The organism is Pseudomonas sp. G3-19, from assembly GCF_054855875.1.
In genome coordinates this window covers 845,598-867,965 of the sequence record NZ_JBMPIQ010000003.1, presented here as the reverse complement: position 1 = coordinate 867,965, position 22,368 = coordinate 845,598, and the positions used below count along the sequence as shown (strand labels likewise).

General features: G+C 56.9%; 36 protein-coding genes. 31 read left to right on the top strand and 5 right to left on the bottom strand.

Annotation, left to right across the window (positions count from 1 at the left end; genetic code table 11):
• Nucleotides 1-198 precede the first annotated feature (198 nt).
• The 13 genes from ACOYXI_RS03970 to ACOYXI_RS03910 all read left to right on the top strand — a co-directional run bounded on the left by ACOYXI_RS03970 (nucleotide 199) and on the right by ACOYXI_RS03910 (nucleotide 6,457).
• Nucleotides 199-537 (top strand): hypothetical protein, encoded by a 339-nt coding sequence (locus ACOYXI_RS03970; protein ID WP_461674359.1) that lies wholly within the window; start codon nucleotides 199-201, stop codon nucleotides 535-537.
• A gap of 60 nt (nucleotides 538-597) precedes the next feature.
• A complete protein-coding gene (locus tag ACOYXI_RS03965; protein ID WP_212809042.1) occupies nucleotides 598-774 on the top strand; it encodes a hypothetical protein in 177 nt (58 codons plus the stop codon).
• A 782-nt stretch (nucleotides 775-1,556) separates the two neighbouring features.
• A complete protein-coding gene (locus tag ACOYXI_RS03960; protein WP_461674358.1) occupies nucleotides 1,557-2,198 on the top strand; it encodes an HNH endonuclease in 642 nt (213 codons plus the stop codon).
• 92 nt (nucleotides 2,199-2,290) lie between these two features.
• On the top strand, nucleotides 2,291-2,482 hold the full coding sequence (locus tag ACOYXI_RS03955) for a hypothetical protein (protein WP_215731547.1): 192 nt from the start codon (nucleotides 2,291-2,293) through the stop codon (nucleotides 2,480-2,482).
• Between the two features lie 21 nt (nucleotides 2,483-2,503).
• On the top strand, nucleotides 2,504-2,782 hold the full coding sequence (locus ACOYXI_RS03950; RefSeq protein WP_461674357.1) for a hypothetical protein: 279 nt from the start codon (nucleotides 2,504-2,506) through the stop codon (nucleotides 2,780-2,782).
• Between the two features lie 226 nt (nucleotides 2,783-3,008).
• Nucleotides 3,009-3,245 carry a hypothetical protein gene (locus ACOYXI_RS03945; RefSeq protein WP_461674356.1) on the top strand — a complete coding sequence of 79 codons (237 nt, stop codon included), beginning with the start codon at nucleotides 3,009-3,011 and terminating at the stop codon, nucleotides 3,243-3,245.
• Nucleotides 3,242-3,475 (top strand): hypothetical protein, encoded by a 234-nt coding sequence (locus tag ACOYXI_RS03940; protein ID WP_461674355.1) that lies wholly within the window; start codon nucleotides 3,242-3,244, stop codon nucleotides 3,473-3,475. The genes ACOYXI_RS03945 and ACOYXI_RS03940 overlap by 4 nt, the downstream gene beginning before the upstream one ends.
• A complete protein-coding gene (locus tag ACOYXI_RS03935) occupies nucleotides 3,472-3,606 on the top strand; it encodes a hypothetical protein (RefSeq protein WP_460100127.1) in 135 nt (44 codons plus the stop codon). The genes ACOYXI_RS03940 and ACOYXI_RS03935 overlap by 4 nt, the downstream gene beginning before the upstream one ends.
• Nucleotides 3,607-3,850: 244 nt before the next feature.
• Nucleotides 3,851-3,997, top strand: coding sequence for a hypothetical protein (locus ACOYXI_RS03930; RefSeq protein ID WP_155294691.1), 147 nt, complete (start codon nucleotides 3,851-3,853; stop codon nucleotides 3,995-3,997).
• 10 nt (nucleotides 3,998-4,007) lie between these two features.
• Nucleotides 4,008-4,874 (top strand): ATP-binding protein, encoded by an 867-nt coding sequence (locus ACOYXI_RS03925; RefSeq protein ID WP_461674354.1) that lies wholly within the window; start codon nucleotides 4,008-4,010, stop codon nucleotides 4,872-4,874.
• Nucleotides 4,871-5,542 (top strand): 3'-5' exonuclease, encoded by a 672-nt coding sequence (locus ACOYXI_RS03920; protein WP_461674353.1) that lies wholly within the window; start codon nucleotides 4,871-4,873, stop codon nucleotides 5,540-5,542. Before ACOYXI_RS03925 ends, ACOYXI_RS03920 begins: the two co-directional genes overlap by 4 nt.
• A gap of 9 nt (nucleotides 5,543-5,551) precedes the next feature.
• Complete coding sequence (locus ACOYXI_RS03915) at nucleotides 5,552-6,073, top strand: hypothetical protein (protein WP_461674352.1); 522 nt, start codon at nucleotides 5,552-5,554, stop codon at nucleotides 6,071-6,073.
• A gap of 72 nt (nucleotides 6,074-6,145) precedes the next feature.
• The gene (locus ACOYXI_RS03910; RefSeq protein ID WP_461674351.1) at nucleotides 6,146-6,457 is read left to right on the top strand and encodes a hypothetical protein; all 312 of its coding nucleotides are present in this window, start codon (nucleotides 6,146-6,148) and stop codon (nucleotides 6,455-6,457) included.
• 23 nt (nucleotides 6,458-6,480) lie between these two features.
• On the opposite strand, the gene ACOYXI_RS03905 is transcribed toward ACOYXI_RS03910, so the two are convergent.
• A complete protein-coding gene (locus ACOYXI_RS03905; RefSeq protein ID WP_461674350.1) occupies nucleotides 6,481-6,702 on the bottom strand; it encodes a hypothetical protein in 222 nt (73 codons plus the stop codon).
• Nucleotides 6,703-6,801: 99 nt separating this feature from the next.
• Here ACOYXI_RS03905 and ACOYXI_RS03900 point away from each other — a divergent pair, with 99 nt between their 5' ends.
• On the top strand, nucleotides 6,802-7,779 hold the full coding sequence (locus ACOYXI_RS03900; RefSeq protein WP_461674349.1) for a phosphoadenosine phosphosulfate reductase domain-containing protein: 978 nt from the start codon (nucleotides 6,802-6,804) through the stop codon (nucleotides 7,777-7,779).
• 21 nt (nucleotides 7,780-7,800) lie between these two features.
• Here the strand turns inward: ACOYXI_RS03900 and ACOYXI_RS03895 are convergent, their stop codons facing one another.
• Nucleotides 7,801-8,553, bottom strand: a complete 753-nt coding sequence (locus tag ACOYXI_RS03895) for a RipA family octameric membrane protein (protein ID WP_461674348.1) — start codon at nucleotides 8,551-8,553, stop codon at nucleotides 7,801-7,803.
• Between the two features lie 330 nt (nucleotides 8,554-8,883).
• On the opposite strand from ACOYXI_RS03895, the gene ACOYXI_RS03890 reads away from it, so the two are divergent.
• The 10 genes from ACOYXI_RS03890 (at nucleotide 8,884) to ACOYXI_RS03845 (ending at nucleotide 14,205) form a co-directional block, all read left to right on the top strand.
• Nucleotides 8,884-9,162, top strand: a complete 279-nt coding sequence (locus ACOYXI_RS03890) for a hypothetical protein (protein ID WP_461674347.1) — start codon at nucleotides 8,884-8,886, stop codon at nucleotides 9,160-9,162.
• A complete protein-coding gene (locus ACOYXI_RS03885; protein ID WP_461674346.1) occupies nucleotides 9,159-9,470 on the top strand; it encodes a DUF4406 domain-containing protein in 312 nt (103 codons plus the stop codon). The genes ACOYXI_RS03890 and ACOYXI_RS03885 overlap by 4 nt, the downstream gene beginning before the upstream one ends.
• Nucleotides 9,467-10,093 (top strand): hypothetical protein, encoded by a 627-nt coding sequence (locus tag ACOYXI_RS03880; RefSeq protein WP_461674345.1) that lies wholly within the window; start codon nucleotides 9,467-9,469, stop codon nucleotides 10,091-10,093. Before ACOYXI_RS03885 ends, ACOYXI_RS03880 begins: the two co-directional genes overlap by 4 nt.
• 47 nt (nucleotides 10,094-10,140) lie before the next feature.
• Nucleotides 10,141-10,470 (top strand): hypothetical protein, encoded by a 330-nt coding sequence (locus ACOYXI_RS03875; RefSeq protein ID WP_461674344.1) that lies wholly within the window; start codon nucleotides 10,141-10,143, stop codon nucleotides 10,468-10,470.
• On the top strand, nucleotides 10,467-11,141 hold the full coding sequence (locus ACOYXI_RS03870; protein WP_461674343.1) for a hypothetical protein: 675 nt from the start codon (nucleotides 10,467-10,469) through the stop codon (nucleotides 11,139-11,141). The genes ACOYXI_RS03875 and ACOYXI_RS03870 overlap by 4 nt, the downstream gene beginning before the upstream one ends.
• A gap of 73 nt (nucleotides 11,142-11,214) precedes the next feature.
• Entirely contained in the window at nucleotides 11,215-11,535 is a 321-nt protein-coding gene (locus ACOYXI_RS03865; protein ID WP_461674342.1) for a hypothetical protein, read from the top strand.
• Between the two features lie 288 nt (nucleotides 11,536-11,823).
• Nucleotides 11,824-12,216, top strand: a complete 393-nt coding sequence (locus tag ACOYXI_RS03860; RefSeq protein ID WP_461674341.1) for a hypothetical protein — start codon at nucleotides 11,824-11,826, stop codon at nucleotides 12,214-12,216.
• Nucleotides 12,217-12,267: 51 nt separating this feature from the next.
• A complete protein-coding gene (locus tag ACOYXI_RS03855; protein ID WP_461674340.1) occupies nucleotides 12,268-12,867 on the top strand; it encodes a hypothetical protein in 600 nt (199 codons plus the stop codon).
• A gap of 44 nt (nucleotides 12,868-12,911) precedes the next feature.
• Nucleotides 12,912-13,154: a DUF4224 domain-containing protein gene (locus ACOYXI_RS03850; RefSeq protein WP_095135434.1), complete on the top strand. Its 243-nt coding sequence runs from the start codon at nucleotides 12,912-12,914 to the stop codon at nucleotides 13,152-13,154.
• Between the two features lies 1 nt (nucleotide 13,155).
• Entirely contained in the window at nucleotides 13,156-14,205 is a 1,050-nt protein-coding gene (locus ACOYXI_RS03845) for a tyrosine-type recombinase/integrase (RefSeq protein WP_336839961.1), read from the top strand.
• Nucleotides 14,206-14,312: 107 nt separating this feature from the next.
• On the opposite strand, the gene ACOYXI_RS03840 is transcribed toward ACOYXI_RS03845, so the two are convergent.
• Nucleotides 14,313-14,564 carry a hypothetical protein gene (locus ACOYXI_RS03840; RefSeq protein ID WP_461674339.1) on the bottom strand — a complete coding sequence of 84 codons (252 nt, stop codon included), beginning with the start codon at nucleotides 14,562-14,564 and terminating at the stop codon, nucleotides 14,313-14,315.
• A 2-nt stretch (nucleotides 14,565-14,566) separates the two neighbouring features.
• Here ACOYXI_RS03840 and ACOYXI_RS03835 point away from each other — a divergent pair, with 2 nt between their 5' ends.
• From ACOYXI_RS03835 to ACOYXI_RS03825, 3 genes are all read left to right on the top strand, one after another.
• A complete protein-coding gene (locus tag ACOYXI_RS03835) occupies nucleotides 14,567-14,788 on the top strand; it encodes a hypothetical protein (RefSeq protein WP_098963790.1) in 222 nt (73 codons plus the stop codon).
• A 164-nt stretch (nucleotides 14,789-14,952) separates the two neighbouring features.
• Nucleotides 14,953-15,753 carry an enhanced serine sensitivity protein SseB gene (gene sseB, locus ACOYXI_RS03830; RefSeq protein ID WP_150368137.1) on the top strand — a complete coding sequence of 267 codons (801 nt, stop codon included), beginning with the start codon at nucleotides 14,953-14,955 and terminating at the stop codon, nucleotides 15,751-15,753.
• Between the two features lie 11 nt (nucleotides 15,754-15,764).
• Nucleotides 15,765-16,310, top strand: a complete 546-nt coding sequence (locus ACOYXI_RS03825; protein WP_139054493.1) for an NADAR family protein — start codon at nucleotides 15,765-15,767, stop codon at nucleotides 16,308-16,310.
• A 1,361-nt stretch (nucleotides 16,311-17,671) separates the two neighbouring features.
• On the opposite strand, the gene ACOYXI_RS03820 is transcribed toward ACOYXI_RS03825, so the two are convergent.
• Nucleotides 17,672-18,094 (bottom strand): hypothetical protein, encoded by a 423-nt coding sequence (locus ACOYXI_RS03820; RefSeq protein WP_098963787.1) that lies wholly within the window; start codon nucleotides 18,092-18,094, stop codon nucleotides 17,672-17,674.
• Between the two features lie 119 nt (nucleotides 18,095-18,213).
• Nucleotides 18,214-18,645 carry a bleomycin resistance protein gene (locus ACOYXI_RS03815; RefSeq protein WP_098963786.1) on the bottom strand — a complete coding sequence of 144 codons (432 nt, stop codon included), beginning with the start codon at nucleotides 18,643-18,645 and terminating at the stop codon, nucleotides 18,214-18,216.
• A gap of 382 nt (nucleotides 18,646-19,027) precedes the next feature.
• Between ACOYXI_RS03815 and ACOYXI_RS03810 the strand changes: the two genes are divergently transcribed.
• The 4 genes from ACOYXI_RS03810 to ACOYXI_RS03795 all read left to right on the top strand — a co-directional run bounded on the left by ACOYXI_RS03810 (nucleotide 19,028) and on the right by ACOYXI_RS03795 (nucleotide 22,151).
• A complete protein-coding gene (locus ACOYXI_RS03810; protein WP_134786202.1) occupies nucleotides 19,028-20,017 on the top strand; it encodes an aldo/keto reductase in 990 nt (329 codons plus the stop codon).
• Nucleotides 20,014-20,604, top strand: a complete 591-nt coding sequence (locus ACOYXI_RS03805; protein WP_134786201.1) for a flavodoxin — start codon at nucleotides 20,014-20,016, stop codon at nucleotides 20,602-20,604. The genes ACOYXI_RS03810 and ACOYXI_RS03805 overlap by 4 nt, the downstream gene beginning before the upstream one ends.
• A 24-nt stretch (nucleotides 20,605-20,628) precedes the next feature.
• Nucleotides 20,629-21,621 (top strand): aldo/keto reductase, encoded by a 993-nt coding sequence (locus ACOYXI_RS03800; RefSeq protein ID WP_134786200.1) that lies wholly within the window; start codon nucleotides 20,629-20,631, stop codon nucleotides 21,619-21,621.
• A gap of 62 nt (nucleotides 21,622-21,683) precedes the next feature.
• Entirely contained in the window at nucleotides 21,684-22,151 is a 468-nt protein-coding gene (locus ACOYXI_RS03795) for a (R)-mandelonitrile lyase (protein ID WP_134786199.1), read from the top strand.
• Nucleotides 22,152-22,368: the final 217 nt, after the last annotated feature.

Sequence of the window (22,368 nt, the reverse complement as noted above, 5' to 3'; positions counted from 1 at the left end):
CAAAACCGCACTTGCCTCTACCGGCGACCGGCGATCCGACAGGCCCGAAAGCCTGCCAACGCGCAGCCCACTGCGACGGCGGACGAGGTGTTGACCGAACTGAGTGAATGACCTGGTAAGCGGGTGCGGAGAAAGACCACAGATTTACTGATGCCGCTTCGATGAGGCGGCATTGGAAATCCAACGGGAGATACGCAGATGGCACGGCAGAACGACATCGAGCACCTGCAAGACCTGATGCAGAAAGGCGAGCTGACCGCAGATCAAGCGAACGTGCAGATGGTTCGCAACGAGCGCTTCAGGATGGTGGTGAATAGTCTCCCTGCAAGCCTTCGGAAGGCCCTCAACGCAGCAGTGCGTAGCGGAGAGCTGGGTCACATGAAGAAAGATGGCCACAAGCCTGAATGCTACTTCCACCCGACCTTTGAGTATCTGGCGAAGGCCGAGCGCCTAAAGCGCGAGCGGGAAGTGCTCAGTCTGCGCGGAACGGCAACCGTATGCATGAGCGACGTCGTACGGGCCGGTTACTCAGCATGACGGTCTTTTCACTGATGCACCTGGTGACGGGTGCATTGGGAAAACAACCGGAGGAAGGAAATGAACGACGAACAGATAGAACGCTTTCGCCAAATTGTTCAAGAGATTGCGACCGACGAGAGCGTCAGTTTTGATGAGGCTTTCGCGATCGCATCGAACTACTTGGCTTACTGGGTCAGTGAAATGCCAAAAGGAAGAGAGGCATCATCCAGCGGCGGATCGAGTCAGGCCTCGTAAAGAAATGCCGACCATTCCTGATCCTGTACGCGACAGAGAAAGATAGATGCTGACTGTCTTGAGGTCAGTGGGTCAGAAATGGATTTGACCCTATCTCTCAATAAGGACGTGCTTAGGGCGCTTGTTCCGAAGTACGTGCCTATCGGCATGCTGTATGTTTTCCCGTCATCAAATCTAACCGTTCTCTTCAGGCCTAGAGCCTCCATCTTTTCGTGAAGGTCGGCGTAGTCCTCGCCATCCGCCCTGAACAGCTCAACTCGAGCCATATATTCCGCCATAACTGCACTCCTTGTTTCGACTGTGGAGGTCGAAGCATATGGTTTTCCCTCGACTGTGGAAAGCGAGGAAACAGGGAGCCTGTCCCTGTAAAAACAGGTACCACGACAGCCTGTCGTTAACTGCCCGATCCTCTCTATGAGAGCGCATCGGGGTGTGATCTGTGACGAAGCATCTAAGCGCGGCGACGTGGTTGCAAATCGGCGGCTTGCTACTGCCGAAGATGAGACGGAACCGCCAGATCACACCCCGATGCGGACGAAACTGCGGCCTATAACCGCCCACCTGCATCAACGCAGCAGAGCCGATCTGTTAGTCAGCTGCTCCAACAGCTGACAGGTAACTCCACAACCTGCCTTGCCGGGTATCGGCAGCAAGGAAAGGCATCCTCGTCTCACCGGGGACTACAGCTACCTGCTTGCAGTAAGCCATGAGCAAGCCGACTTGCCGCCGTAAGCGGCTTCCACCTTTCCCGACAACAGAACGCTTTCCGCAAGGAGGTGGCGATGCTTGCGCAAACCAAGCGATGCGGCAGGTGCCTGCAAGAGCTTCAGCTTGAATGCTTCTACAAGGATCGATCACGAAAAAATGGTTTCGGATCTTTCTGTAAGTCGTGTGACTGTGGTCGCGCCAGGAAGAAGAGAGAGCTTCCAGTTGTTGAGCTCAGCGCTATTGAGTTGAGTAGCCTTTACCGGTACTGCGCTACCGATGGCACTCTTGTTCGCTCATCAGGAAATGCCGCCGGCACAAAGGTTGGCTCTCCGAGATATGACGGGTATCTCACTACCCGAGCAGGCAGGAAAGCGCTGTATGTGCACAGGGTAATCTGGCAAATCCATCACGGCGAGATCCCTCCAGGCCTTCGAATTGACCATATCAACGGCAATCGGACGGATAACCGGATAGAGAATCTACGCACCGTCTCAATCACGGACAACAACCGTAACGCCAAGCTTCAGCACCTCAACAGAAGCGGCATTCACGGCGTGTACTTCCTTAAAAAATCATCGTCGTTTCGAGTGACGATCGGCGTTGACGGCAAGTGTCTGACTCTCGGGCACTTCAAATGCTTTCTTGATGCTGCAGCAGCGAGAAAATCTGCAGAGCTCCGGTATGGGTTCCACCCAAACCACGGCCGCTCTGCATAACCCAAGCTTGCACTCCCCTCCGCGCCCAACGGCAACCAGCGGAGCGGATGAGTGCATCCGAGTTTTGTTGGATCAACCACAAGGAGCAAATCATGGCCGAGCAACGAGCGCCGTATCCACGGTCGGCGGACAACGCTGATCAGATGAACCTGCCCGAGGGCAAGACCTGCGGCGACTGCGTGCACTGCAAGCGCTGCACCGCGATGTTCGGCCACATCCCTGCGGATGAGTCGTGCGACTGGAGCCCCTCGCGCTTTCGTGAAGCCGTTCCGGCCACCGCCTAACCCCAAACACTGGAGGTCGTCATGCACAACTGCACCGACACACAAGCAGTTTGCCGAGGTTGCGGGCTGAAGCTGCGCGGCTCGCCATCGTGGAAAGGCGGCCTCGCCTATCACCCCGATCCGAAAGGTGAAGTCCACTGCTGCCATTACGGCGGCTGGGTTTGCTCGCGCCGCTGCGACATCCGCGCCTGCGTCGAGCTGGAAGGAACCATGCCGGGGTGCGGATCGGTAAACGGCTATGCGCGTCTATCGCCGTACGCCAAAGAGAGCATTGAGCGCCACTGGCCGGAGGTCGCATGAGTACATGGATACCTGTTTCTGAGCGCCCTCCGGAAGACTTGGGCACCCCATACCAGGTGTTGGTCATCTGCGTGAAGAAATACGAGCTCAGCAGTTCTTACCCAAATCAAGGAATTCGGCGCGTTCAGCAGGACTGGGTTGTCAGGACTTGGCCAAACAACTTCACGCACTGGACGGTAATTCCACCGCTGGAAAACGAATAACCCAGCCAACACTGGAGGCGACCATGGCAACCAGCTATGCAGACAGTGCGCAGGCCCGAGAGTGGGACAGGCGCTACGACGACTGGGGGCGACCGAAAGCGCCGCAGGTTGAAGACTTCCACGACTACGAAGCTGCTGAGCAGCAACGCACCCAGCGCCAAGCGCTGATGGCCGCTCAGGAGCTCGTAGACCGCAAGGCGCGGGCCAATCGAGTCGCGGCAGCAGTGGTCGCTTACGGTGAGTTCTGGGGGCTGAAATGAACACTCAACAGCGAGATCACCAGACGGCGATCACTTGGATCGAGGGCGAGATCGAAAACATGATCCGCGACCTCGGCAAACCCAACGCCAGCGCCGCAGCAACTTCGGCGATCACCCTCGCCTTCCTGCTCCGTGCCATTGATAACGATGAACACCGGTATTACCGGGCGCGCATCGACCAGATCTACACCTCCTACAACGCTTCGATCACGCAAGGAGCTGCAGCATGACCATCATCGCACGCAACGCGAAAGCAATGACCGAAGCCCTGCAGCGACAGGGCTTTTTTCTGGTCTCCGATCTGCCAAACCGTATTTCCATCCGGTCGCGCCGGGGAATGCTCATCGCGAGGATCAGCTGATGAAGATCATGTTCTGGTGTCTTTCTGCTGGTCTTGTTGTCGTTCTGGCGGCGTATAGCGCAGTTCGCGAGTCCTCCGCAACGTGCCAAGTTCCTCACTCAACCACCTACCGGGTTTTCCGGTGACCAGGCTTCAGCGAGCGCGCCGTCTGTTGATTCGGCGCGGCTCGTTCTCCGCCATCGGCGTTTACACCCTCTTGATGCTGCTCAGCGCCCTCGCCGAACGCATCACGCAGTAGGCCCACATGAATACATCACCCCGCTTGGCCGCCAAGTTCGATTGGATGACGGTCGGCGCATTCTCGCCCGAGCAGTTCAGCGGCGAGCAGCGCAAAGAGTACGAAGACGAAGCCCGCCGCATTGAACAGCAGTGGGACAACCAACCAATCTGAGGACACTCCGATGTTCAAGAAAGCCGAACGCAAGCAGGCCAAGCTACGGCTGGCACTTGCCGGGCCATCTGGATCAGGCAAAACCTACTCCGCTCTTCTGCTCGCACAGGGGATTGGCGGGCGAATCGCGGTGATCGACACCGAACATGGCAGCGCATCGCTGTACGCGGATATCGCGGACTTCGACACGCTTGAGCTGCACGCGCCCTACTCGCCTGAGCGCTACGTCGAAGCCATCACCGCCGCCGAACATGCCGGTTACAGCGTTCTCATCATCGACAGCTACTCCCACGAGTGGACCGGCTCCGGCGGATGCCTGGAGGCGAACGAGAAGCTTGCTCACCAGAAATTCAAGGGCAACACCTGGGCGGCGTGGAACGAGACGACGCCGCGCCACCGCCGGCTGACAGACAAGATCCTGACCAGCTCACTCCACATCATTTGCACCATGCGGAGCAAGACGGAAACGGTCCAGGGCGAGGGGAAAAAGATCCTCAAGCTGGGCATGAAGTCCGAGCAGCGCGACGGCACCGATTACGAATTCACCGTGGTGCTGGACCTAACCCACGACGGTCATACCGCCATGGCCAGCAAAGACCGGACGAAGCTCTTCGAAGAGCCTGAGCTGATCACTGAAGAAACCGGACGCCGGCTGCTGGCCTGGCTCAACTCAGGCGTGAGCCCTGAGGAGCGCGCCAAGGAGCTGCTGGTGGACGCTCTGGCTGACATTGCGTCAGCCAAGGACATTGCCTCACTGCAATCGGCGTTCAACGCGGCTAAGGCGATTGCCGTCGGTTTCGACGACCTCGTTCAACAGGTCGTGACGGCCAAAGACAAGCGCAAAAACGAACTCTCCCCACAAAGGCAATCAGCATGACCGCATACATCTTCGATAGCGAAACAACCGGCTTGAACGATCCGCACTTGGTCGAGGCTGCCTGGTTGAAACTCAGCGGCGTCAGCAGTCTCGCTGTAACCGACTCATTCCTGCATCGCTATAAGCCAGGCAAGCCTATTGAGTTGAGCGCGCTCGCCACCAGCCACATCCTCGACGAGGAATTGGTCGATTGCCCACCACACACCGATTTTGCTTTGCCGGGAGACATCGCCTATCTGATCGGGCACAACGTCGACTACGACTGGCGCGTGATCGGCGAGCCAGATGTGAAACGCATCTGCACCCAGGCCCTGAGCTCGAAGCTGTGGCCCAGCGCAGGCAGTCACACGCAGTCGGCAATGATCTACTTGCACTACCGCGCCGAGGCGACCGGTCTGCTCCGCAACGCCCATGCAGCGCTCGACGACGTGAAGAACTGCCGCTTGCTGCTGGTGAAGATCCTCGATCAGCTCGCGGCTGAGCTCGGCCGGCCGGTCAATGACTGGGAGGAGCTGTGGCAGATTTCTGAGGAGGCCCGCATCCCTACAATCATCGGCTTTGGCAAACACAAAGGCACCGCCTTCGCTGACTTGCCGAGCGACTACCGACGCTGGCTGCTGAATCAGTCGGACCTTGACCCATTCGTTCGCAAAGCGCTTTCGCGCTGATGGTGAATCATGATCAGTAACCACCTCAACGACGTCGAGCGGCGGCGTCAGGACGCAATCGACCTATCCGCCCAGATTGCCCAGTACCTGGCCGCCGGCGGAAAAATTCATGAGCCGGAACCGGCGCCGATCAAGTTCACCAGCACCTCCGAGCGGAAGCATCCGCCAAGTTTTCAGCGACCGAAGGTGAAGGACGAAACGACCGCTCGCGTTGCGCGAATCCGTGAAATGGCCAAGACGCTGACACGGAACGAGATCTGCGAGCGGGAAGGAATAGCGCTGGCCACGCTGAAGGCGATCGCCACCAAGCACGCAATCAAGTTCCAGGTTCGGCAGAAGATCGGCACAGCGCCGAACAAGGCGCCGCCTGATGTGGAAGCGCGATTGGTCGCGGAGATAAAGAACTGCATCGCCGGTGGCATGAACCGGAGTCAGTGCTGCAAGGCTCTGGCGATCAGTTACAACATGCTCGACCGGATCATCCGGGATAACGAGATCGACTTCCCGAAGCTGAAGCCTGCATTTCGATGAAACGAAGACCCCAACAACGCAAACGACAGACCTGGCTGGACTTGCCCGCCAGCGGAATTGAAGAGGTAGGCCATGGCCAAGACCGGACAGGAACGATCTGCAAAGAGCGCGGCGAAGCGCAAGGAGCGCGGCGAGGAAGAATTGCGGCACCGTGTCCGCCAGGGCGAAAAGCGGATGCTAGCGGATCTCATGGCTTGGACTGAAGACACTGAGCAGGCTTCGGTTATGGCTGCATCTCTGCGCTACGTGCACTCGCTCGGTCCGGACGGTGCACGTGAAGCGCTTCGTTCGCGCCACAAAATCGAAGTTAGCGAAAACGTGGCGGCAGAAATCTACGTTCTCGGCCAGCGCCAAGCATCACGACTCGACGCAGAGGAGGCATAGGCCGCCGTGTTCACTGCGCCGAGTCATTCGCCGTCAAAGAACAGGCGATCTTTGATCAGCTGGATTGCTTTATGAAAGCCTCGCTCCTGTTTGGCCTCATGTAAGGGAACGGATCGTTCGCTGTGCTCGCCCTTGCGAGTTATGTATTCGATCACGTAGCTGAACTGATGCGTCTCTTCGTTGAAGTCCAGGTAGTAGAACTGTTCATCACCCATCTTATCCAGATAACCGATCTGCTTCCGCATTTTCGCTCCTTGTTCCGGCCCCATGCCGGGCCGAACACAAATACCCCACTTCTACGAATCACGCCAGCCGGCGAGGCAGGCGCGCACATGGAAAACGCCATGACCATCGAGCACAACGTCATCAGCTACAGCGGCGGGAAAGACAGCACCGCGATGCTATTGCTTGCCATTGAGCAGCAGGCGGAAAACCTACAGGCCGTTTTTGCAGACACGGGGAACGAGCACCCGTCAACCTATGACTACGTGCGTTATGTCGAGCAGGCCACTGGTGTACCGATTCGCTGGATCCGCGCCGACTTCTCAAAGCAGATCGAAGGGCGGCGCCAAATGATGCGTAACGTGATCGCCGGAACGCACAAGAATCAGGGCCGCTATGAGTGGACAACAGAGATTGCTGAGCAGGCCCTTGGCTTGCTCTACACCACCGGCAATCCCTTCCTTGACATGTGCATGGTTCACGGCCGGTTCCCGTCCACAAAAGTTGCCTTCTGCTCAAAAGAGCTCAAGCGCGACCAACTGACCAAACAAGTTCACCTTCCCCTGCTCGACGCTGGCGACGATGTCCGATCGTGGCAAGGGGTAAGAGCCGACGAAGGAGCGAAGCGCGCCCTGTTGCCGGCGTCAGAGCACGTGCTGACGCGCAGCAGCGGAGCCGAACTTTGGAACTACCGCCCCATCCTTCCGTGGACGGCAGATGAATGCTTCGAGATGCATCGAAAGCATGGGCTCAAGTCGAATCCTTTGTATGAGTTGGGCATGCGTCGAGTCGGCTGTATGCCATGCATAAACGCCGGCAAGGACGAGCTTCTGGAAATAAGTAAACGCTTCCCTGAAGAGCTGGAGCGGCTCGCCGTTTGGGAGCAACTGATATCGAAGGTCAGCAAAACGAAGGTGGCCACATTCTTCCCAGCCTCTGACCTAGGCGCTAAATCCGCTGCCGACGCCGGAACGATATCGCATGGCATTCACGCCAGGGTCGAATGGGCCAAAACTTCGCGCGGGGGCCGTCAATATGACCTCATCCGAGTTGATCAGGAGGTTGAGCTTTGCAGCTCAATCTATGGGTTGTGTGAGTGACTTCCGATGAGATACGGGTGGTTACTTCGGCAAAACTGGTTCAGGGGTCTGGCGCTGTTTAAATCCGGAAATATTTTCTGGAACGTGCCAGTCTAGTGCCTCGACCCTAAAGGTGGAAACAAACAAAATCCCCCAGCCCAATGCTAGTACCAGCCCGACATATATAGGAAGTCTACTGGAAGAAAACCTAGCTAAGATCATCAAATTAGCCACCGGAGCCCATGGCCTACCTTTCCAGACGCTTTTTTTGATGTCGTCCTTGTTCGAGTTATCCAGAAACAAATGAATTAAAACCTTTCTGCGAAGTAACTTTTGATCAACCTCAGGAGAAAGATTTATATCAAGCTTGTCATTCATGTATCTGTACACTCTGTGACGCTTCAAAAGCTCAACCATGGATTCTTCTGACTTCTTGCAATTAATTTCCCAATGTTCCTGCCAATATTTCGCGCCAGCAGCCATTCCTGCCTGAAACAGCGAAACTAACAACCCAACCAAACATATAACAAAGCTAACTATCGGCAACTGCCCAGCAGATTGACAAATCCCGGCAAAAAGAACCCCCTGAAAAATCATAAAGAAATTATTTCTCTGAACCAGTTGAGAAATTTCAAAATTTCTCAGATCAATTGACAAGCTGTAAATAGACTTCCATGCAGCCAGGTCATCTATAGCTGTTCGACATGCCTGTTCAGCAATTCGCTTTCTAAACTCTGGAGAATTTAAATCCTTCTTCTTGAGTTCGGACTTAGAAATTTCACTATTATCTGTCATTTACCCGGCTCCATTTTTTTCCACATGATGCCAGATAGACACTACGAAATCACAGGCTCCGGTATCTTTCATTCGCTACCGCCGCCGACTCCAAGCAGATCACACCCAGCCCGTACGGATGATCGCGTCGATCAGCCGAATCACGGCAGCGATCAGGTTTATCAGGTCAGTCAGTTTCTTCATTCGGCGGCGCCTCGGCAATTGGTCAGCTATCACACGATGCGCTGACGGTATTGCTTGATGGTCTGCCGCTTGCCCCAGGCGTTCCACTTGGTGTTTTTCCAAACACCACCCTCCACCGCCCGGGCATGCCCCGGCATAGGACGTCCCATGCCCATAGAAAACAAACCGGCAGATCCATTTGGTCCGAACGGTCGCACTTTCCACATTCACTTGAGCGTGCGCGGCGCGCTGCGTGACTTCAGCAAACGCCAGCTTAAAGGCATGTTCCGCATGGAGGGTGGTCGCGATTGCACCGCCGATGAGGCGAAGGATCATCTGCTCGAAGCTCTGGCGCAGGGCAAAGAAGTACTGCCGTTCGGGCCGCCCTGCGAAGGGTTCGACTTTGCAGGTAATGGCTGCCCTGGCCACGACACGGTGGCAGCATGAAGCGCATCTACCTCAGCGGCCCAATGACCAACATGCTGGACCTGAACTTCCCGCTGTTCCACTCCACGGCCGCCACCCTGCGCGCCGCCGGGCACAGCGTCATCAACCCCGCCGAGCTCAACCCAGACCCCGGCACTTGGAGCGAATGCATGCGCCGAGACATCGCCGCCCTGATGGAATGCGACACCGTGGCCACCCTGCCCGGCTGGCAGGATTCCCGCGGCGCCAGCCTTGAGGTTCATATCGGCAAGGAGCTCGGCATGAAGGTTGTGAATGCCCATGATCTGGTATCGATGGAGATTGCATGATGAGCGAAATACCAACATTGGCGATCCTGGTGCTCGGCGGCGCGTTCGACGCAACCGAGCTTGGCGAGACCGACATCCAGCCGGACACGAAGCTGATCGAAGAGCTTCAGCAGCGGCTGGTTACGGGCACCGATGACGTGTACATCCAGCTGATTGACCGCGCCGAGCTCGATCGGGTCACCGCGGAGCGTGACGCCCTGCAACTTCTGCTGACCAAGCGCGATGACCGAATTGATGAGTTGGAGCGATACAAGATGTCGGTTTGGCCGTCGGAGGACACCCTGATCTCCGCCGGACTGGGCTACCCGATCGGCAAAGAGCAGGCAGTAAAGATCTACAAGGCGGCACTGAAATCGCGAACCGACATGCCTGAAAACGCCGACTGCGAATGGTGTTACGGCGTTGGTCATGACTATTACGGCGAGCCATGCTGCGGATGCTGCAAGCCAGACCCCGAAGCGCTTGCGCGGCTGATTGCAGAAAATGCTTCTCGCGGATCAATCGTTCTTCCAGCCGATCAGCCGGCCGGCAAAATCTACAAATCCCAAAAGCTACGCCGTGGATTCCGTGATGGCTGGAGCGCATGTCTCCATACAGTGAAAGCACTGAACCACTCGCTGTAACTCCCTCCCCCTTCAAAGTCAGCCGCTATAGCGGCAAGGACGAAGTCATGCCTGAAGAAATCAAATTGATCCAGCCAGCTCCGGTCGTTCGCGATGAGGACGGCATGTTCCAGCATCCAGACCTGCCCGACTTCGATGAAGGCGACGGAGACAAGTGCAAAGCCTGGATCACCGAGCAGGGCCTGCAAGTGAAAATGGTCGAACTCGAATACCACAGCGATCAAACAGTCTCTGACCGTTACTTCGACTCCCATGATCCGGATTGCAGCTACTGGGATCCGGACAAACCTGAAGGCGAAGGCTGGTTCTGCCTTTCCATCCACGACACTGACAGCGGCCCGGTCTGCTGGTGGGCTCGCCGCGAGGTGGCGCCATGACCGCAATCAAGGAACGGCCGATTCTGTTCTCGGCGCCCATGGTGCGCGCCATTCTGGATAGCCGGAAGACGGTAATGCGGCGTCCGGTGAAAGGTTCAGCGTTGCAATGGCTGGAAGAATTCGTGCCGGAGTTCGTCGCGCTTTCAGCCAATGAGCTTTGTCCATTCGGCCAGATCGGTGAACGGCTGTACGTCCGTGAGACTTTCAATCGCACCAACCCTGGTGGCGCGGAAGGCGTTTATTACTACCGTGCTGACGGGGAGTTCCCGAAGAGCATAGGCGGCGGGAAGTTCACCGATGCTGAATCATGGAAGCCTTCGATTCACTTGCCGCGAGCAGCCAGCCGCATCCTGCTGGAGATCACCGACGTGCGCGTCGAGCGGTTGCAGGACATCAGCGACGATCAGGCCGAGGCCGAAGGCTGCTTCTTCACCGATTACGGGCGCAAGTGCGGTCACTCCGGGAAAGGCTGGACCGAGGTCGGCGACTGCCCGGCGCCGAAGGAACATCACCCGCAGCGCGACGGCTGGATGTGGGACAAGACAACCAGTCATGAACAATGCCTGGGCGCGCCACGCTGGGCTTTCGCCAACCTCTGGAACTCAACCGGCGGCGACTGGGACGCCAACCCGTGGGTCTGGGTCGTCGAGTTCAAGCGGGTGGCGCCATGATCCTCAAATATTTGGCCTTCTGCCTCCTCTTCTTCTGGCTTCCATTGGTACTGACCATAAAGGCGGTGATCGGATGAGCAACAAACTGCGTGAACAATTCGAAGCAGCATACAAAGACGCATGCCTGAAGCGCGCAATCCCGCGCTTCGACGCTGCGATTTTTGCGAAGGACCACTGCGGCGATTATCTCAACCCGTTGGTTCAGTCTGCGTGGTGGGCATGGCAGGAATGCCGCGCAGCGCTGGTGGTCGAGTTGCCGCCTCCATATCCAGAGCCTGATGAGCCAGATGACGCCATTGACGACAGCTACATGGACGCCTACCACGCAGCGCAAGGTATGCGCCATGCCTGCTCGAAAGCCATCGAAGCTGCCGGCCTGAAGGTGACCCCATGATCGCCCTCGCCTGGTTCGCCTACGTGTACTGCTACAAGGGGCCGCGGTGATGAGAAGTGTTCGCCGATTCGTAGATGATCCATCAGCCGAATACGGATTTCGTTCTGTTCCAGCAACCTATGAGGACGCCGAGAAAATCACCGGCTTCCGTTTGGATCGTCGAATCAACTACTCAATCAGCACCGAGGGGGAAGTTGAACAGGAAAGCTGGTGCACCCTGGATTGCTCCGGATGTAGCTGCGGCTGCGAGGGTGGCTGCAGCTGCGGCCCTTCAGCGGGATGCAGCGAATGTGGCTACACGGGCAAACGGCGGCATCACTTTGGCTTTCCGCCATCGCCGCCGACGGCATTGAGCGCCACCCGATGAACCGCATGGTCAGCGTCCGCACCGAGGAACTGACCGGCCCGGCGCTGGACTGGGCAATCAACGCGATCGAGGGTGATCAGCAGCCCGGTACCGGTCAACTGCAACTTTTCGCCCTGCCCGAAGCCGACCACCTGATCACGAAGTACGGCGTCTGGGTCGATGTTGGCCACCGGCATCCATGGCTGGCCGACGCGACAAACGACCCGTTCAACCGCCAGCCCGGCGAAACCCTGACCATCGCAGTGTTCCGCGCCTTGGTCTTCGCCAAGTGCGGCGGCGCCGTGAAGGTCCCCGCCGAACTGATCCAGCAGTAACCCCTCTCCCAACTCAACAGCCTGCCGGTGTACGGCGGGCGAGGAATTCGCATGTCCGAAATTGCACGAATCATCGACGCTTTGACCGCGGCGCCTCCGCCGGCTGCCGAGGTCATCACCCTAGACCGAAACACTATCGAGCGCGCGCTGGCCTTGCTGGAAAGCCATCCCGATCTTGCCAAAGCCGGACCTTCGGCCTGTCAGGAGGTATGCGTTTTCCGGCAGTCATTAGCGGAGCCGAAGATTGAGCTTTGGGCAATCCACAGCGTCGGGCCAGGCGAGCAGTACCCATGCCTCAATAAAGAAGATGCAGAGCAGAGGGCGCAGGAGCTGCGCGATCTGGGCGAGCGCATGAAGCAGGAGCGCATCGCGCGCGGTGAATGCGTTGAGCATTGGAATGACTGGGTCACGAACGTAATACCTTCTCCATGGGAGCCGGCCGAGCACTTCGAAATCATGGCTGAGGAATGGACGGATCACGCTGAGCAGCTTCACGAAGAGGTGATCAAGCTGACCGAAGAAAAAGGAAACCTTCGTAAAGCCCTCGCCGGGATGCTTTTCGCCATTGACGACGGCGTTGGCTTGAACTGGTCAGCCGACCTACTCGATTACGCGCGGAAGCTGTGCGCCGCCGAAGAATTCAAACCCTGAACCATCACCACCTTCTGCCGCCACGCGCGGCATGGAGCAACACAATGGAAACTGAAATTCTCTCCGACGAGGAGCTGGCCGAACTCACCGGCTACAAGGCACGGGCCTACCAGCGCCGCTGGCTGATAGATCGCCAGTGGGTGTTCGTCGAAAGCCGCGGTAAGCGCCCGCTGGTGGGGCGGATGTACGCCCGCATGAAGCTGGGCATGATCAGCCCCACCATCGCCGATCCGAACCCGCCACCGGCCGCACCGGTATGGACACCTGATTATTCGCGAGTGAACTGATATGCGCCCCCGCAAGACCGAGCACCAGCATCTGCCCCCACGAATGTACAAGCGATCCCGAAAGCGCAAAAACGGTAGTACCTGGACCGCGTATTACTACCGCGACCTGCTCGGCAATGACATCCCTCTGGGCAAGGATCTCGATAAGGCCAGACTGAAGTGGGCCGAACTCGAAGCCAAGGAAAAACCGCTCGACCTGCGCACCATGAAGGGAATCTTCGATCGGTACATTCGCGATGTGGTGCCGAAGAAAGCACCGCGCACGCAGAAGGACAACCTGGCGGAAATCAAGCAGCTACGGCCGATGTTCGACAGCGCCCCGATCGACTCAATCACGCCAGCAACGATTGCTGGCTACCGAGACGCGCGATCGGCGAAGGTCCGGGCGAACCGTGAGATCGCTACCCTCTCCCACATTTTCAATATCGCCCGAGAATGGGGGCTGACAACGAAGGAGAACCCCTGCCAAGGGGTGCGCAAGAACAAGGAGACGCCGAGGGATTATTACGCGAATGATGTGGTTTGGGAGGCGGTGTACAAGAAGGCAGCTCAGGAGCTGAAGGAAGCGATGGACCTGGCCTATCTGACCGGGCAAAGGCCGGCAGATGTGCTGGTAATGCGGAAGGATGATGTTGAGGGCGGATATCTGACTGTTCAACAGAACAAGACGCACAAGAAGCTGCGCATTCAGATGACGACCGCCGGAGAGGCGAACAGCCTGGGCATTCTGATCGCAGCGATCACAGAGCGAAACGCTGCGCACGTTTCGAGCTACCTGATCATCAACCGGAGCGGTAAGCGGATGACTGCGACGATGCTGAGGAAACGGTGGGACACGGCGCGGGAAAAAGCAAAGTTGGAAGCGCTTGAGCAGGGAGACGAACTGCTGGCGAAGCGGATCGGTGAATTTCAGTTCCGGGACATTCGGCCAAAGGCGGCGTCGGAAATCAGCGATGTGGGTGACGCCAGCCTGCTGCTCGGGCACACAAAAGGCGATATTACCGAGCGAGTTTATCGTCGCGTCGGCGCCATCGCCAAACCATCAAAATAGGCAAAAAATGCGTTCCATAACTCAAATCGCGCCCCTTGTAGAATGCGGTCTGTAGAGGTGCTGCAAAACAAAAGTATTGGAACGAAAAAGAGTCTGAGGCCGCGTATTCAGCGGCTTTCCATAGCGGTCTTGAAAACCGTCGACTGTAACAGGTCCATGAGTTCGAATCCCATCGCCTCCGCCATCTTATGTACGACAAAGCCCTGATTATTCAGGGCTTTGTCGTTTCTGGGGGTTGAGGAAATCAATCGGCCGTCTCGTTTGGCACGGAAGCGTTCTCTGGGAGGCGTAAATGCCCTCCCGCCAAGCTTAACCAGCAAATAAAGGTCTGCCGAATCAAGCGGCATACGGAAAAACACGGATGACTTCTTTCAGAAATGCTGGTTTCTGGGGCAAAGTTTGGGCTTGTGCCTGGGTAATGTTCCTGCTGCTGAGTTCCGGCGATTCCGGCGCTAACTGGATGGATACAAGCTCATCCGGCCGCAAGCGCGTCTTCAGTCCTGGCTTTCTCGTGCTGTGCGTTTTTGTAGCTGTGATTGAGTTGATACTGCTCAACCACTTCTACGGTGCGCAAATGAACTGAAGGCGAGGTAGAGCATTCTTTCCACGCGGCTCGGCGTCATCACGCGGTGTTGCCTTCCTGATGCGGCAGATTTATCAGGCTTCAGTTCTTCCTGTTTTCACAGCAGCGTGAAAAACTGCGCGTTCTTTGTCACCCTCTTTTTGCCTGCATTGATGGAACGGCCGATGGACATCATGGATACCCAGCAAGAAAACACCCTCGAAAAGTCACTCAGACTGGCGGCGGATGAACCCGCCCACCGACCTGATTTTTTCAAGACGCTGCTGAATTCGGAAATCTACGTCCTAGGCACCGCCGGCACTGGCGAAGGGCAAGTCAACCTTGAGGCAGGCAGCAACATCAGCATTGCGCACTGGCAAAAGCCCGACGGCTCCGCTGTCATCCCGTTTTTCACTTCGTTGCATACACTACGAAGATCCATAAACAGCGAGGAGTCCTATATAGAGATCCCGGCCAGATCGCTGTTTGAAATCACGCTGGGCACTCCTCTTTTCCTCAATCCGAAGTCTCCCTACGGGAAAGAGTTTTTCCCCGAGGAAGTGCGCTACCTGCTCTCCGATGAGATCGGCCAGGGACCGGTGCAGCGCACGGTCGAAAAGGACACTCAGGTACTGCTCGGACAGCCGTCGCAATATCCCTCGAAGATGGTCCATTCGCTCAAGCAACTACTCGCCAGACATCGCAATGTGAAGCGCGCGTTTCTGGCATTGATGCATGACGCTTCGTCTGACCAAAAGCCTCATCTGATCATCGGGATCGAAGCGGACGGCGATTTTGAACAGGTCATGCGCGAAGCGGGCAGCGTTGCCGCGGACTTGGCTCCGGATGGCGAACCCGTTGACCTGTACCGCGTTCATGACGCAGATTCAGGCCTTAGCGATTACTTGCTCAAGCAAACCACGCCCTTCTATGAACGGAAGTCGGCAGGCTGGCTGCGTTCATTGTTTGGTTTTGACAAAGCATGAAGGAAGTCCAATTGCACGACTCCAAATATCTGGAAGACCTCCGCTCCCGCTTCAACGCTGGTGAGGAGCTGAACTATGTCTTTTTCTGGGGACACCAGCGAAGCAGGCACGGAGTCAGCGCATCGTGCTTCAGCCAGTGGTTCGAAGCCGAATTTGTTGTCGACGGGCAACGCTACGCGACTGCCGAACATTTCATGATGGCAGAGAAAGCAGCCTTGTTCGGCGATCAGGACATTCGCGCTCAAGTGCTACGGGCGCCTACGCCCAACGCGGCCAAGGCGCTTGGCCGCAACGTGCGTGGATTCAACGAACACGATTGGTTGCAACACCGGTATGCAATTGTCGTCCGGGCCAACCAGGCCAAGTTCTCGCAAAACCCGGAGTTGAATGCATTCCTCAAGAATACCGGTTCTCGCATCATCGTTGAGGCCAGCCCGGTTGACAGCATCTGGGGCATCGGACTCGCCCAGGATCACGTAAACGCGAATAACCCCAACCTGTGGCAAGGCCTGAATCTGCTGGGGTTCGCGCTGATGCAGGTCCGCGATGAAACATGATTCGCCCACGTCGCGGTGGCGAACACCGCGACGGGCGTACCGCACAGAAGCCGGGCAACTTACGCGACCGCCCTCTCATGCTCGCTTTTCCTTCGGGACGCTCTAACAATGAATGGGGGCGGACGCAGTTCCTGACGCGAAGAGTGCACCCTTTAACCAAACAGCAGAGCCACATCACATGCATTTCGTCCGCCACGGAGAGTACCTTGCCGCTTCACGTATTATTGGGCCTCGGCATAATCTCCTGCAACTGCGCCTAGGAGTTGGTGAGCAGCATGAGCCGATCTGTGAGTGTCTCCCGCCGCAGGGGGCATGTAATCACGAACCATTAGTTGAGGCTGTTATCGTTGCAAGCGTACTCGAAGGAACATCGGAGGCAAATCGACGCTTTGGCACCTCACATGTCGTTACCCACATCCGGTACGCCCGAAATGACACCAAGCCTGAAGTAGTCTATGGCCTCTTGGCTCTCAAAATACTTGAGCAGTTGCATGTCGGCGGCACATTCGTTGAGGGCAGCAATACTATTTAGTCCTTACCTCAAGCAGTCTTCTGGGCAGGTAGTTAAGAGGACGAGTACAGCGCGGCCCTAGAGTGGGTTGCATTGAGTCGTCCCCAATTTCAGAGAGCCTCTCAGGCCTCAAGGATGTCTATCAAGATACTGTGAGAATGTCAGCTTGTGGCCGATTGCTGCCGTTCGCGACCGTCGGCTTTCGGCCAATAGCGGACGGAATGGTTTTTGTGTAGTATTTGCCTCTCCCTCTCCCTTCTAGATCAGGTACCTGCTGTCTAGCCACCACTCCACGTCTTCAGCAAGATCTGTAACACGCCCGTTTGCTATTGGGAAAACGACTGAGCGTACTGCCGCACGACCAGTATGCCGATATAGGAGGGCTTAACTCACTCGATCTTTATGGAACCTACTGAAGTCAAATACTTCAATGAGTTTTCACTAAAAAATTCAGTTGAGTCAAGAACATAAATTGAACTCCACAGTGGTGGCAACCCAATTTCTTCCATGTAAATAGAAAAATCAACGAAAGCGTCCCTGCCAATGGCGTCAATACTGAACCAAGTGGCTTCGCACTCATCGCACACGTGCAAAATTTCTCCCGTTGTACGCACTTCGACGTTAACTACCACGCCTTGCTCATCGCATCTCGGACAAATCATTTTTCATCACATTAAATTTTTCGGTTTACCAGCATTGGGCGAGCGTTTACGAAGTCGGTCGTTTGTGAGCGGCAGTTATCGGCCAAAAGCGGCCAGTCATCAAAGCCCCAAAAATGTCCCAAGGCGAATATCTAGTCACGCCAATCGGGCCCGTCATTGTGAGCAAGGCTAGAGGTTTCAACCATTTGCTAGCCGGAGGTAATCGCAAATAGATTTTTGCACAAATAGGCATCCTCTCTTGGGATGAAATCTTCGGGGCTTTCATTGCAGGAAAAAGCTTCGAAAACGTGGTTAATAATTTTTTTTGCTTGGTCCGTAGTAAGGACACGAATGTCTATCAGGTCAAGAAGAGCATCGGCTATCTCGTTTAAACTAATGCAGTATTCTTCAGCGGCAACCCTAAGCAGCGCTCGCATCTCCCTATATCTACTACCTGAATCTACATTGTTTTTCAGAAATTCAAGTGGCTCTTCCAGAATTTCAAAAGGATAAATCTTTTGATACCTGTCGCAGTATTCTATAAGGATCCGCCTAACCTTCACGCCATCAAATTTTTGAGAGCTAGCCCCTAACAGTGCATTAATTTTCGTATTAGCTATCCAGCTTTTCATCGCGAAATTTACCTTGCTTAGCGCTTATTTAAGGGACGTCGACTGGCGGATCTTGGCCGATTGCTGTCTGTCGTGAAGGGCTGCACCGGCACAAAGCTGACGGTAGGCTTTGCTCAGTTTCAGATTGAGCAAGCCGGTCTCTCCCCCAACCGCTCTACCAACCTTACGAGATAACCGTCGGGATCCTGGACGATGAATTCGCGCTGGCCTACTTCTACATTATCAGCCCGATACCAGGTGTCTTTGCATTCTCGATAGAGTGGAAATCCAGCCAGATCAAGTTTTTGGATGATGGGTGCGACAGCCTCAACATCAATCTGTAGGTTAATGCCCCTTCCAAACGGCTTAATCAACGGCGCAGCAAGCCATTGTCCCGCGTCCGAATCAATCTGCTCAAGCATCACTTGAGCACCATTCAAATCAAGGTATGCAAATCCGTCTTCCGGGCGTTGATAAGCTATTTTAAACCCTAAGCAAGAAACCCAAAAAGCTAGGCTACTATCCAGGTTGGTGACCATTAACTCCGGAACCAGTTTGTTACGCTCGAACATGAGATGACTTCCATTTCAAAATGCTAATTCGTGCAGGCGGCAGGTTCTGCACTTATGGCTTCGACGCCGCGACGTGATCGTGGCGAGCCCGATGATGCATGTTCGGGTTGGAATTATCGAGTCGCGTTGAGTGGCAGCTTTTGGCCGAAAGCGGTCTCTCATGAGCGGCTGGGTTCGGCCAAAAGCGGACGGTCAAGAGAGTGTCAGATTTTTTGTGTGCGAGCGGTGATGGCCTACCGTGACTCAGGCTTTCATTCGGCAGTCGCCACCTCCCCTTTTCCGGGACTGATGAGCAAACCTCATCAAGCTTTGCCGATTTACCCGTCTAGTCCTCAGTCGTTAGCGCGCTTACTGTTCTTCCCATGCCCAATGGGAGATCAACATGCACAAACGCACACTCGGCAACAGTTCACTCGAAGTATCCGCCCTCGGCCTCGGCTGCATGGGTCTGAGCCATGGTTATGGCCCGGCCACGGATACCGAACAAGCCATCGCACTGATCCGCTCAGCCGTTGAGCGAGGCGTCACCTTCTTCGATACCGCCGAATTCTACGGCCCCTATATCAATGAGCAAGTAGTCGGCGAGGCGCTGGCGCCAGTTCGCGACCAGGTCGTGATCGCCACGAAATTCGGCTTCGCCGTCGGCGCCGACAATACAAAGCAGACTCTGGACAGCCGCCCCGAACGTATTCGAATAGCCGTCGAGGGCTCGTTGCGTCGTTTGAAGACCGACTACATCGACTTGCTCTACCAGCACCGCGTCGATCCGAACGTACCGATCGAAGACGTAGCCGGCGTAGTGAAGGACTTGATTGGCGAAGGCAAGGTCAAGCACTTCGGCCTGTCGGAGGCCGGTGCGCAGACCATTCGCCGTGCGCATGCGGTGCAGCCGATCACAGCGCTGCAAAGCGAGTACTCACTGTGGTGGCGCGAGCCCGAGCAGGAAATCCTGCCGACGCTTTGGGATCTGGGCATTGGCTTCGTGCCGTTCAGTCCGCTGGGGAAGGGGTTTCTCACTGGCACGGTGACGGCTGAGACCACTTACGGCAGCGACGATTTCCGCAGCATCGTCCCGCGTTTCAGCCAATCGGCGCTCCAGGCCAATCAGGCGCTGGTGGTGTTGGTCCGTCAGATAGCCGCGCAGAAACAAGCGACACCGGCGCAGATCGCGCTGGCCTGGCTGCTCGCGCAGGCACCGTGGATTGTGCCGATTCCGGGCACGACCAAACTGCATCGCTTGGAAGAAAACCTCGGCGGCGCGGAGATCACGCTCGATGCGGCCGAACTCAAAGCGATTGATACTGCGCTGGGGCAAGTCCGCATCGAAGGCGAGCGCTACCCCGAATCCCTCAAGGCGCGTGTCGGCCGATGAGTAACGATTACGATCCGCTGCGGCGCACGGTGATCGCCGCATTGGCCAGCGCGCCACTGCTGTCGCTTGCCGACACGCAGAGTGCCGGTGAAACACCGCGTTCTGGCTCGCGCATTCTGGTCGCGTATTTTTCGCGCTCGGGCAATACCCGTGTAGTTGCCGGGCTGATCCAGCGTGGACTGGGTGCCGATCTGTTCGAGATTTGTCCGGCCCACGCTTACCCCGAGGACTATCTGCAAACCGTGGAGCAGGCCCGCCAGGAGCGTGACAGTGGCTTCGAGCCCGAGCTGCAGAACAAGGTTCATGCCCTCAGCGACTACGACACGATCTATCTCGGTTTTCCGATCTGGGGCGAAACCGCGCCGCCGGTCGTGCGCGCATTCCTCAGCGCCCACGACCTGACCGGCAAGACCCTCATCCCCTTCAACACCCACGGCGGTTACGGCTTGGGCAACAGCCGCAGTGTGCTGGTCAAGCACGCGCCGAAGGCCAAAGTGCTGGAAGGATTTGTGATGGAGGGTGAGCAGGAGCGCAAGACCATGGAACGCGTGAACGGCTGGCTGAACGATCACCCTCTCACGCATTAATCGAATTCTGTACGGAGTGACATCATGAAAAACCGCACGTTGGGCAATGGCCTGGAAGTGTCTGCATTGGGCCTTGGCTGCATGAGCATGACGTCGGCCTACGGGCCGGCAGCCGACCAAGCCAGCATGATCAAGCTGATTCGTTCGGCCCACGAGCAAGGCGTCACCTTGTTCGACACCGCCGAAGCGTATGGCCCGTTCGCCAATGAAGAGCTGCTGGGCGAGGCCTTGCAGCCGATCCGCGAGCAGGTCGTCATCGCCACCAAGTTCGGCTTCGATATCGACCCGATCACCGGCGCACGAGGCGGCGGCACCAATAGCCGGCCGGAGCGTATCCGCGCCGTCGCCGAGGCGTCATTGAAGCGCTTGCGTACCGATCACATCGACCTGTTTTATCAGCACCGCGTTGATCCGCAGGTGCCCATTGAAGACGTCGCCGGCACCATCAAGGAATTGATCACCGAGGGTAAGGTCAAGCATTTCGGCCTGTCTGAGGCAGGTGTGGAAACCATCCGCCGGGCCCACGCGGTACAACCGGTCACGGCGGTACAGAGCGAATACTCGCTGTTCTGGCGCGGCCCGGAACTGGAGCTGCTGGCGGTGCTGGAAGAACTGGGGATCGGCTTCGTACCGTTCAGCCCGCTGGGCGCCGGTTTTCTCACCGGTCAAATCGATGAGCACACGCAGTTCGACGCCAGCGACTTCCGCAACTTCGTCCCGCGTTTTTCCCCCGAAGCGCGCAAGGCCAACCTGGCGCTGGTCGATGTGGTGAAAGTCGTCGCTGAGCGTAAGCACGCGACACCTGCGCAAGTCGCGCTAGCCTGGTTGCTCGCACAAAAACCGTGGATTGTGCCGATCCCTGGCACGACCAAACCCCATCGACTGCAAGAGAATCTGGGCGCGGTCGAACTGCAATTGACCGGCGACGATCTGCGCGTGATCAACGAGCAGATCGCGCAGATTCAGGTGCACGGTGAACGCCTGCCGGAATCGGCACTGAAAATGACCGGACTCTGAGTCTGCCCAACGCGGCGCCACGGGCGGCGCCGCTTTTCTTGTCTGACCGGAGAACCAATCCGATGAACCGATTGATTGCGCCACTCGTTGCTTTGTCACTGATGGCGGCAGAGTCCCAGGCCGCCGGCGAAATCCGCATCACGCCAAACGGCGCGCAGCCCTCGGTCAAGGGCGCGGCGCAAAACTTTACCGGCACGGTGCGCGTTGATGGCCTGTTCAAAGGTGAACCGCCGGCGCGCATCGGCGGCGGCACAGTGACCTTCGAGCCGGGCGCACGCACGGCGTGGCACACCCATCCGCTGGGGCAAACGCTGATCGTCACTGCCGGCGTCGGCTATGTGCAGCAAGAGGGGGGCGCGCGTCAGGAGATCCGTCCGGGCGACAGTGTCTGGATTCCACCGAACACCCGTCACTGGCATGGCGCCACGGCCAGCAACGGCATGACCCACATCGCCATCGCTGAAGCCGAGGACGGCCAGACCGTCACTTGGGCAGAACAGGTCTCGGATGCGCAATACGCCGGTAAATGAAGTTACGGAATGTGTCGAAGGTGCGCTGCCGGCACGTTGGGGGCAATCGGCTAGTCGACGTCTAAGCCCCGAATCTGCGGGGTTGCGTCGGGATTTCTGCGATGACTGCTCCGTCGATTCATGAGTTCGGCTCAAGAACCCATGCGCAATATCAGGGTTAATCGCCATAACCAACCTCCGTACGATTCAGCGACACCGCAGCGCCCCGCAATGGATG